The 8,950-nt window shown below is 67.1% G+C and carries 8 protein-coding genes and 1 pseudogene; 1 reads left to right on the plus strand and 8 read right to left on the minus strand.

Going from position 1 to position 8,950, the window contains the following annotated elements; translation table 11 throughout:
• Positions 1 to 75: 75 nt before the first annotated feature.
• The gene (locus AC1DEM_RS11060; RefSeq protein WP_476884409.1) at positions 76 to 780 is read right to left on the minus strand and encodes a TrmH family RNA methyltransferase; all 705 of its coding nucleotides are present in this window, start codon (positions 778 to 780) and stop codon (positions 76 to 78) included.
• Positions 781 to 835: 55 nt separating this feature from the next.
• Between AC1DEM_RS11060 and AC1DEM_RS11065 the strand changes: the two genes are divergently transcribed.
• On the plus strand, positions 836 to 1,690 hold the full coding sequence (locus AC1DEM_RS11065; protein WP_476884410.1) for an HAD-IIA family hydrolase: 855 nt from the start codon (positions 836 to 838) through the stop codon (positions 1,688 to 1,690).
• Between the two features lie 8 nt (positions 1,691 to 1,698).
• On the opposite strand, the gene AC1DEM_RS11070 is transcribed toward AC1DEM_RS11065, so the two are convergent.
• The 7 genes and pseudogenes from AC1DEM_RS11070 to AC1DEM_RS11100 all read right to left on the minus strand — a co-directional run.
• Positions 1,699 to 2,739: a thioesterase domain-containing protein gene (locus AC1DEM_RS11070; RefSeq protein ID WP_476884411.1), complete on the minus strand. Its 1,041-nt coding sequence runs from the start codon at positions 2,737 to 2,739 to the stop codon at positions 1,699 to 1,701.
• 95 nt (positions 2,740 to 2,834) lie between these two features.
• The gene (locus AC1DEM_RS11075; RefSeq protein WP_476884412.1) at positions 2,835 to 3,380 is read right to left on the minus strand and encodes a hypothetical protein; all 546 of its coding nucleotides are present in this window, start codon (positions 3,378 to 3,380) and stop codon (positions 2,835 to 2,837) included.
• 94 nt (positions 3,381 to 3,474) lie between these two features.
• The gene (locus tag AC1DEM_RS11080) at positions 3,475 to 4,284 is read right to left on the minus strand and encodes a GAF and ANTAR domain-containing protein (RefSeq protein ID WP_476884413.1); all 810 of its coding nucleotides are present in this window, start codon (positions 4,282 to 4,284) and stop codon (positions 3,475 to 3,477) included.
• A 98-nt stretch (positions 4,285 to 4,382) separates the two neighbouring features.
• Positions 4,383 to 4,967: an orotate phosphoribosyltransferase gene (pyrE, locus tag AC1DEM_RS11085; RefSeq protein ID WP_476884414.1), complete on the minus strand. Its 585-nt coding sequence runs from the start codon at positions 4,965 to 4,967 to the stop codon at positions 4,383 to 4,385.
• Between the two features lie 135 nt (positions 4,968 to 5,102).
• Complete coding sequence (locus tag AC1DEM_RS11090; protein WP_476884415.1) at positions 5,103 to 6,344, minus strand: FAD-dependent oxidoreductase; 1,242 nt, start codon at positions 6,342 to 6,344, stop codon at positions 5,103 to 5,105.
• Between the two features lie 143 nt (positions 6,345 to 6,487).
• On the minus strand, positions 6,488 to 8,830 hold the full coding sequence (locus AC1DEM_RS11095) for a gluconokinase, GntK/IdnK-type (RefSeq protein WP_476884416.1): 2,343 nt from the start codon (positions 8,828 to 8,830) through the stop codon (positions 6,488 to 6,490).
• A pseudogene (locus AC1DEM_RS11100) lies at positions 8,820 to 8,950 on the minus strand (bifunctional D-altronate/D-mannonate dehydratase); the annotation flags it as partial. The gene AC1DEM_RS11095 and the pseudogene AC1DEM_RS11100, both read right to left, overlap by 11 nt.

An 8,950-nucleotide genomic window follows, 5' to 3' on the forward strand; every position in this document is an offset into this window, starting at 1 on the left:
GGCATTTCACGGCAATGTGAGGCGCAAACACTGCCGTGAAGTGCCTTCTCGCGCAGCGTTTGAGCGAAGAAGCCCCTATCCCGGGAGCTGGCCGAACACGTGGCGGCGGATCCAGGCGTGCATCGCGATCGCGGCGGCGGAGGCTGCGTTGATGGAGCGGGTCGAGCCGAACTGCTCGATCGACAAGGTGTCCAGCGCCGCGTCGTGGACCTCAGGAGTCAGGCCCGGGCCCTCCTGGCCGAAGACCAGGACGCAGTCCTTGGGCAGTTCGTAGGTTTCCAGCGGGACGGAGTCCGGGAAGATGTCGATCCCGATGATCGCCAGCCCCTCCGCCTGCGCCCAGGCCACGAAGTCCCCAACGGTGGGGTGGTGGCGGACGTGCTGGTAGCGGTCCGTGACCATGGCCCCGCGGCGGTTCCACCGGCGTCGCCCGATGATGTGGACTTCTTTGGCGAGGAACGCGTTGGCGGTCCGGACCACGGTGCCGATGTTGAGGTCGTGCTGCCAGTTCTCGATCGCGATGTGGAAGTTGTGGCGCTTGGAGTCCAGGTCTGCCACGATCGCCTCGTGCCTCCAGTAGCGGTATTTGTCCACCACGTTGCGCCGGTCGCCGTCCGCCAGGAGGTCCGGGTCCCAGTGCTCGCCCTGTGGAAGGTCGCCTTCCCAGGGCCCGACGCCGACCTCCGCCTTGGGCGCGGCCTCTGCCTCTGCCGCTGCCGCCGCTGAAGTCTCTGGCACTGGCTCTACGCCGGCAGTGCCGGGGATTTCGGGTTCAGTCACGCCTTCAACACTAGACTGGGTGGCAGGTAGCGGCACACTTACGGCGGAGGACACCATGGCAGACCAGCGCGAGAAGCAGGCGACCGAGTCAGACGAAGTACGTTCATCGGCATCCGTGTACCGCAGCGGCCAGGAAATCGAGTGCTGGCTCACGGACATGGACGGCGTGCTGGTCCACGAGAACCAGCCCATCCCGGGCGCATCGGAACTGATCCAGCGCTGGGTGGATACTTCCAAGCGGTTCCTCGTGCTCACCAACAACTCGATCTTCACCCCCCGGGACCTCGCGGCCAGGCTGAGTTCCTCCGGACTGGAAATCCCGGAGGAGAACATCTGGACCTCGGCCCTGGCCACTGCCCAGTTCCTCAAGGACCAGGTCCGCGGCTCGGAATCGGGGAACCGCGCCTACACGATCGGCGAAGCAGGACTCACGACGGCGCTCCACGAGGCAGGCTTCATCCTCACCGACCAGAACCCCGACTTCGTGGTGCTCGGCGAGACCCGCACCTACTCGTTTGAAGCCATCACCATGGCCATCCGCCTGATCCTGGCCGGCGCGCGTTTCATCGCCACCAACCCGGACGCCACCGGGCCCTCGAAGGACGGGCCCATGCCCGCCACCGGCGCCATCGCGGCCCTCATCACCAAGGCCACAGGCCGGGAACCGTACATTGTGGGCAAGCCCAACCCCATGATGTTCCGTTCGGCGATGAACCAGATCGACGCGCACTCGGAAACCACGGCCATGATCGGCGACCGCATGGACACCGACATCATCGCCGGCATGGAAGCGGGCCTGCACACGGTGCTGGTGCTCAGCGGCATCACCCACCGGGACGACATCGCTGCGTACCCGTTCCGGCCGAACCAGATCCTGAACTCCGTGGCAGACCTCAAGAACCAGATCTGAGGAGGACCTCAGAACGCGGTCATCTTCCCGCCGCCGCCCGGCAGCGGGAAGAGGTCGTCCTGGAGCTTGTCGATGATGGGCCGGTAGACGAACGGGCTCCAGCCCGGGCTCGCGTGCTCCGGCCTCGCCCCGTCAGTGCGCAGGTCATCCGAGGCCATATTCGCCTTATAGGTTAGTGACCAGGTATCCCGGGCGGTCTCGTAGTCCACGGTCTTGTCCGCGGGGTTGCCGATGAACGCCATCTTTGTTCCGCCGAGCTTCCCGACGAATCGGCTGGGCTCAAAGTGGTAGATGTAGGCGGATTCGGACTGGATCAGCACGCTAGACGGCGCGATCGGGGAGAGCTGTTCCAGGGTCTGGTCCACCACTTGCCCCCAACTGCGTTCATTCTTGTGCAGCATCCTCTCGCCGAGCTCGTAGCCGCCGCGCAGCACTGTGGGGAAGCGGAAACCGCTTTCGTACAACAGCACCACGCCCTCAAACCAGCTCTGGTCCAGGACGTCGTGCCGGCTCGCGGGACTGGAGTCGAGGAGGATGAACGCCACTTCGACGCCGTGCAGCTCGCGCAGCCGGGCGGCCACCTGGGTTGCCACCATGCCGCCGAAACTGTGGCCGTAGAAGTAGAGGGTGGTGAGATTGTGGGCGCGGACGTGCTCGATCACCGCAATGACCACCTCGTCGATGTCCAGCCCCTCGTTGGAATACCCGACGGCGGCGAGCCGGCCCCTCTTGTTGAGGGAGCCGCGCAGGGCGTTCAGGATCCACAGGGCTTCTTCCCAGCCCGTCTTGTAGCCGGGGAACAGGATCCAGCTGGCGTGGGGGTAATACCGTTCGGCGAAGTCATCGGGCACTTCGAGGATCCGGGTGACACGCCGATCGTCCTGCACGCGCCGCGTGAACAGCATGTCCGCCGCCAGCACAGAAGCGGACCCGGCGCCGATCAGGAAAGTGCGCCGGGAAACCCGTCTAAGCTCGACGGCGCGGCGGAGCATGCGGGCCTCGGCAGTACCGGGGCCTCGCGGATGGTTCGGTTCCACCTCGGCCGGCACATCACTACCGTATCCACGGTCCGCCGGGGATGAGAAACCGGACTAATCCGGAAGACGGAAGGGCAGCCGGGAGCGCCGGCGGCGCCGCTGGCCGACTACACAGGCTCGGGCTCGCGGCCTACCTCGCGGCGGGTGATCTCCATGCTGATCGCGTCGTAGGTCGCCAGCAGTTCCGAACGGGCCGTGCCAGCGGGGTCGTCGAGCAGGCCGAACACGGAGTCGCTCGCGGCGAGGAGTTCGTCGTCGGAGAAGCGGGTCAGCCGACGGGTGCCAGAGGGATCGATGGAGGCCAGGAATTCCCCGGACACGTCCAGCGTGGGCAGTGCGGCGCAATCGTCGCTGTGCGGGGTCAAGTCCAGTGAGACGCCGCCGGGGGCGGGCATGCCGGCCGTCTCCGAGCCGGCGCTTCCGCCGTCGATCGCGTTGAGGTCGTTGCGCAGCCCGGCCAGCGCCGATGACTCCACGAAGGAGGCCAGGCCGAGGTCGACCCGGATGTGCGAGGTGATCCCCATGCGGCGAACCCGCTGGATAACGTGCATCAGGGAGGGGCGGGAGGCTTGCGTGAGGCTCCCCCGGACACTAATCCGGACGACGTCGGAAACGACGTCGAGTTTGACATGGGCTTGCAGCGTTTGGTCCATAGGTACTCCAAAGAAGGTCTCTATGGCCGACGGCTCAACCGCATTCAGCGTATCCGCGCTTGTGGTTGCACACAAGTCATAGGCGGCCGCCAGTTCAGCCTGCCTGACGCCGATCCGGCTCTTCGTAGTGCGTCCGGGTAGCCGTTCCGCCCACAGACTGCACCAGCGAGGCGGCGATATCGCGCAGCTTGACGTTGCCGTTGCTGGAGGCATCGGAGAGGATCCGGACCGCGGTTTCCTGGTCACAGCGGTTCTGCGCCATGACGATCCCGATCGCCATGTCGATGGTGGTCCGGGATTCCAGCGTGGCGCGCAGGTTGGTGGCGCTGTCCGTGTGCAGCGAGAACCGGACTGCCAGCCGCAGCGCCTGGGAGATCTCGCGGGTGTAGCCACGGGCCCGGACGGCGACGTCGCCGTCGAACTTGCGCGGGACATCGGAGTAGAGGTTCAGCGCCGCCTGGGCGTCGCCCTGGAGATGGAAAGGCACCGACAGCACCGAGCGCAGGCCGTGCGAGGCGACGGCGGCGGCGTAGTCGGGGCCCCAGCGGTCCTCGTCGAAGAGGTCCGGGACGTAGACCTCCCGTTCCTCCTTGGCGGCGGTCAGGCAGGGGCCCTGGGACAGGGAGTACTGGATCTCGTCCACTTCGCGGGCGGAGTCACTGCTCCAGCCGATCGTGGCGGCCTTGCGGTCCCGCAGCAGCGTAATTCCGCACAGCGCGTCGTCGCCGGAGCCCGCCACCTGGTGCGCGGAAAAACGCGCGAGTTCGTTCAGGAACGCTTCAAAGTCCGCGCTGTCCAGGATCAGGTTCTGAATCTGGTCAACCGTGCCCACCGAGATCCCGGTGTCCTGGCCTTTCGGACCACGATCCACACCGCTGTTCAGCAACTTTTCGGACGGGAGCATGGCGCGTGTTCTCCAGATAATGGAACGGATGGGTATCCAGCAAATGATAGGTCACGGCCCCTACCCCGTCCACCCGCGCAGGTCAGAGGGGGAACGCCTCAGCTGAGGCCCAGTTCGTCCTTGCCGAAGGCGAAGAGGTACGGGACACCGGCTTCGGCTTCAATCTTTTCCTTGGCACCCGTGTCGCGGTCCACGATCACGGCGACGGCCACCACGTTGCCGCCGGCCTTGCGGACGCCTTCGACGGCGGTCAGCGCGGAACCGCCGGTGGTGGAGGTGTCCTCCAGGACCAGGACCTTGCGGCCCTCCACCGAGGGGCCTTCCACCTGGCGGCCCATGCCGTAGGACTTCTGCGCCTTGCGGACCACGAACGCGTCCACCGGGCGGCCGGCGTCGACGGCGGCATGCATGACGGCGGTGCCCACCGGGTCTGCCCCCATGGTGAGCCCGCCGGCGCACTCGAAATCGATTCCGGCGTCTTCCATCAGGGAGAGCATGACCTGTCCCACCAGTGTGGACGCCTCGTGGTGCAGGGTGATGCGGCGCAGGTCGATGTAGTAGTCGGCTTCCGCGCCGCTGGAGAGGATGACCTTGCCGCGGACGACGGCCAGTTCCTTGATCAGTTCCAGCAGTCGGGCACGGGCAGCGGCAGCGTCGGCTGCGAAGTCACGGGTGGCAGTCATGCGTCCCAGTTTAGTGGGCGCCCCGCCGCGGATTCCCAGCCGGTTTCCTGTATGTCGGCGGGCGGCCAGATGTCAGCGCGCCCCGATCTCCCACGCGAGACCTACCGGCCCGCACTAACAGCGTGTTCCCCTCTGCTAGCTGTGCTGCGGGGCGCGCCGCGCGAAGGCAGGTGCATGCTCGGGGCGCGGACCAAAGGCGATGAAGCGGGGAATGATGGTGCGGATCGCCGGAACGTGCCGGGCGAGGAAAAGTGCCGCGGCCGGAAACTTTGTCCGCTTCCCGGTCATGATCGGGACGAAGATCGCTCGTTGCATGATCCGTTGGACGGTCTGCACGATGACGGTGGGCAGCCGCCGCCGTCGTTCGACTTTCTCCAGGTCTGCCGTGGTCACCCGGCCCCGGAGCAGTGCGGGAGCCAGGTACTCGGCAGCCGCCGCGGCGTCCTGGATGGCAAGGTTGATTCCGACGCCGCCGGCCGGGGACATCGCATGCGCCGCGTCCCCGATGCACAGCAGCCCGTTGATGTGCCATGTGTGCAGCCGGTTCAGGCGCACGTCCAGCCAGTGGAGATCGTCGAGGGACTCGATGGCGTCAACGCGGTCTGCAAGGTCCGGGCGTAGCGCCGCGATCCGCCGTCGGAAAGCCTCCACGCCTTCCGCGCGGATCCGGGCGTCGGTGCCCTTGGCGGCGAGGTAGCCCATCTGGTAGTAGTCGTTGCGGAACAGGGCCAGCAGCGCCTCGCCGGGGCCGAACGCCGGCACCAGCCCGGCCACCTCACCCGTTTCGGAGGGATAGCGGGGCAGCCGGAACCACCAGGTGTCGAAGGGCACCGGGAACTCTTTTGGCGCCAGCCCGGCCGCGGTGCGCAACGCGGAATGGCGGCCGTCTGTGGCAACCACGAGGTCCGCAAGAAGTTCATCCTGCGTGCCGTCGGGGGTCCGGAAACGGACTCCGCGGACACGGCCTCCGTTGCGGACCAGGGAGGTGGCGGTGTGGCTCATGAGCAGCGTGAAGCCCGGTTCCTGGGCTGCGGCGTCGGCGAGGAAGCTCAGGAAATCCCATTGCGGCATCATGGCGATGTAGTTGTACGGCGGGGGCAGGGCGTTGAAATCGCCCATGGTCACCGGTGGCCCGCCCGGGACCGGGAAGACGACATTCTTCAGGCGGCTCTGCGGCAGCCGGCGGAATTCCTGGCCGAGCCCGAGTTCGTCAATGAGCCGGATGGTAGACGGGTGCACGGTGTCGCCGCGGAAGTCGCGCAGGAAATCCGCGTGCTTCTCCAGCACCGTCACCTGCACCCCGGCCCGCGCCAGAAGCAATCCGAGCATCATCCCCGCAGGTCCACCGCCCACCACCGCGCATCCGGTCTTCTCCATGGCCCCACGCTACGCCTGCGCGGGGTGCCGCGGGAGGGGGTAATTCGCGGCGCATTCTGGTTGGCGCTGCGCAGAATATCCTGCGCTACGGGGATTCCCGTAGCGCAGGATATTTTGCGCAGCGGCCGTTCGGAAACGCCGCGTCAGAGCCGGGTGTCGAAGGAGTCGCAGAAGACGTTCTCGTTGAACGTGCCCTGGAATTCCGACTTGCCCTGGATCTTCTCAATCGCAGCCCGGATGGCCTCCGGCGTGCCCGCGTGGGCGTGGATGGCCGTCTTCACCATAGGCACGTCTATGAGGTGGTTGGGCTGGTTGAGCGAGACGAACACGGTCGGGACTTCGGTGGTGTACCAGGGAATCTCGGCCGCCATGGGCGTTGACCACTTGATCCGGATCGCCGCCTCCTGGGCGAAGCCTTTGACATTGGCGAACACGAACGCGGCGTCGTACTTCTGCGCGTAGTCCGCCGTGGCTTCCTCGGAGATGACGGACATGAAGTTCACCCCGGTCTCGCCGGCGGCCTCGCGCTGCGCGGCTGTCCTGAAGACATGGACCTCGAAACCGGCCTTTTCGAGCTCGTCCCGGACAACATCCAGGTAGGCCAGCGGGTCCGCCCGGGTGAAGTCAGCGCCGCCCGAGATGCCGTAGAGCCGGATGCGCTTGTGCGTCGCCGCCGTGATGGGCAGGTTGCCGGCCGTGTCCTTGACCAGGGTGACGGTCTTGTCGGCGATCTGCGCGGCCACCGCCCGGTGCGCCGCGCTCCCGATCAGCTGCAGCGCTTCGGCCGGCGGGACGAGGGATTCCCGCGCGGCCTTGTGCAGTCCGAGCGAGGCCTTCAGGCCCAGGATCCGGCGGAGGGCGTCATGCAGCCGCGCGTCCGTGATGACCCCGGTTTTGTAGCCGTCCATCATGTACCCGAAGTCCTCGGCCGGGTTGCGGAAGAACAGGAACATGTCGCACCCGGCCGCAATCGTGGCCGGGACCAGCTCGCTGCGCTTCATCGCCTGGGTCAGGCCGATCATCTGGGACGCGTCGGTGAGGATCAGCCCGTTGAACCCGAGCTCGCCGCGGAGCAGGTCCTGGAGCAGTTCCGGCGCCAGGGTCGCGGGCAGGATGTCCTCCGCCGCCAGCCCGGGGCGGAAATGCCGTGACAGGTCCGGCGCACCGATGTGCCCCGCCATGATGGACTGCACGCCGTGGCCGATCATCTCCCGGTACACATGCCCGTAGGTCCGGGTCCATTGCTCATAGCCGAACGTGTTGTACGACGTGACCACGTGCTGGTCGCGTTCGTCCAGGCCGTCCCCCGGGAAATGCTTCATGGCGCACACGGTTGGGGATTCGCTGATGCCGTCGAAGTACTCCTTGGCCCGTTCCACCACGATGTCCGGGGTGTTGCCGAAGGCCCGGGTGGAGATGACGGTGTTGCGCCAGTTGTAGTGGATGTCCACGATCGGTGCGAAGGCCCAGTTGCAGCCCAGCGCGGCGGTCTCCACCCCGGCAACGCGCCCCATCTGGCGGGCGATGTCCTTGTCTGGGTGCGAGCCCGCCTGCAGGTGGGTCGAGACGAACGTCCCGTCGTCGCAGCTCCCGGCGCCGCCCATTTCGGGGTTCGACGCAATCAGCAGCGGCACCCGCGTCTTGGACTGCGCGTAGCGGATGTGTTCCTGCACCTCGGCCGAGGGCCCCGGCCGGTACCGCATGCCGCCCACGTGGTACTGCTCCAGGACACCGTCGAGGTATTCCGGGGAGTAATCGTTGTTGTGGTTGATGAACAGCTGCCCGATCTTTTCCTCGAGGGACATGGAGTCGATGGTGGACTCCACCCAGGCGATGGCGTCGCCGTCGAGGTGGAACGGCGCGGACTGAAGGTCGACGGCGAACGGTGCGGCGGCGGGCGCGGCACCAGTTCCCGACAACGAGGCGTCCGGCGTTGTCCCCGCAGGCCCACCGGCGAGGCCGGCGAGGGCGGCGGCGACGACCTGTTCCACGGGGGCGGCGATGTCCACCACGGTCCCGGCTTCGTCCGCTTCGAGCGGCTCGAGCGTGGCGAGCTGGGAGTCCAGCAACGTGGACGGCATGAAGTGGCCGGAGCGGCCTTCGATCCTGCCGCCGAGCACGTCCCGGCTGCCGTGCAGGTGCAGGAAGACGGTCTCCGGCGCCTGGGCGCGGATGGCGTCGCGGTAGCTGCGCTTGAGCGCGGAGCAGGCCAACACCAGCCCTGCTGGCCCCGCGGCGGCGAGTTCGGCGCCCACGGTGGCAAGCCACGGCCAGCGGTCCTCGTCCGTCAGCGGCGTTCCGGACGCCATTTTGGCGACGTTCTCCAGCGGGTGGAGGGAGTCGCCGTCGAGGAAGCGGACGCCGAGTTCGCGGGCCACGAGGTCGCCGATAGTGGTCTTGCCGCAGCCGGAGACACCCATCACCACGATGTGGCGGCCACGAGCAGCGGCCTTCTGGTTACCGGTCAGGGTCTGGTCACCAGTCATGGACGGTGCCGTCCACGAGGCGGTTGTAGGGCAGGTAGGCCTGCTGGTAGGGGAACGCGGCGGCGGCTTCTTCGTTGAATTCGACGCCGATGCCGGGTTTGTCGCCCGGGTGCAGGTAGC

It is taken from the genome of Arthrobacter sp. 05T420, assembly GCF_056396305.1.

Bases quoted from the DNA above. Each gene is read 5' to 3' on its own strand.
- AC1DEM_RS11065 (WP_476884410.1), top strand. From the start codon at position 836: ATGGCAGACCAGCGCGAGAAGCAGGCGACCGAGTCAGACGAAGTACGT.
- AC1DEM_RS11075 (WP_476884412.1), bottom strand. From the start codon at position 3,380: ATGGACCAAACGCTGCAAGCCCATGTCAAACTCGACGTCGTTTCCGAC.
- AC1DEM_RS11080 (WP_476884413.1), bottom strand. From the start codon at position 4,284: ATGCTCCCGTCCGAAAAGTTGCTGAACAGCGGTGTGGATCGTGGTCCG.
- pyrE (WP_476884414.1), bottom strand. From the start codon at position 4,967: ATGACTGCCACCCGTGACTTCGCAGCCGACGCTGCCGCTGCCCGTGCC.
- AC1DEM_RS11090 (WP_476884415.1), bottom strand. From the start codon at position 6,344: ATGGAGAAGACCGGATGCGCGGTGGTGGGCGGTGGACCTGCGGGGATG.
- AC1DEM_RS11095 (WP_476884416.1), bottom strand. From the start codon at position 8,830: ATGACTGGTGACCAGACCCTGACCGGTAACCAGAAGGCCGCTGCTCGT.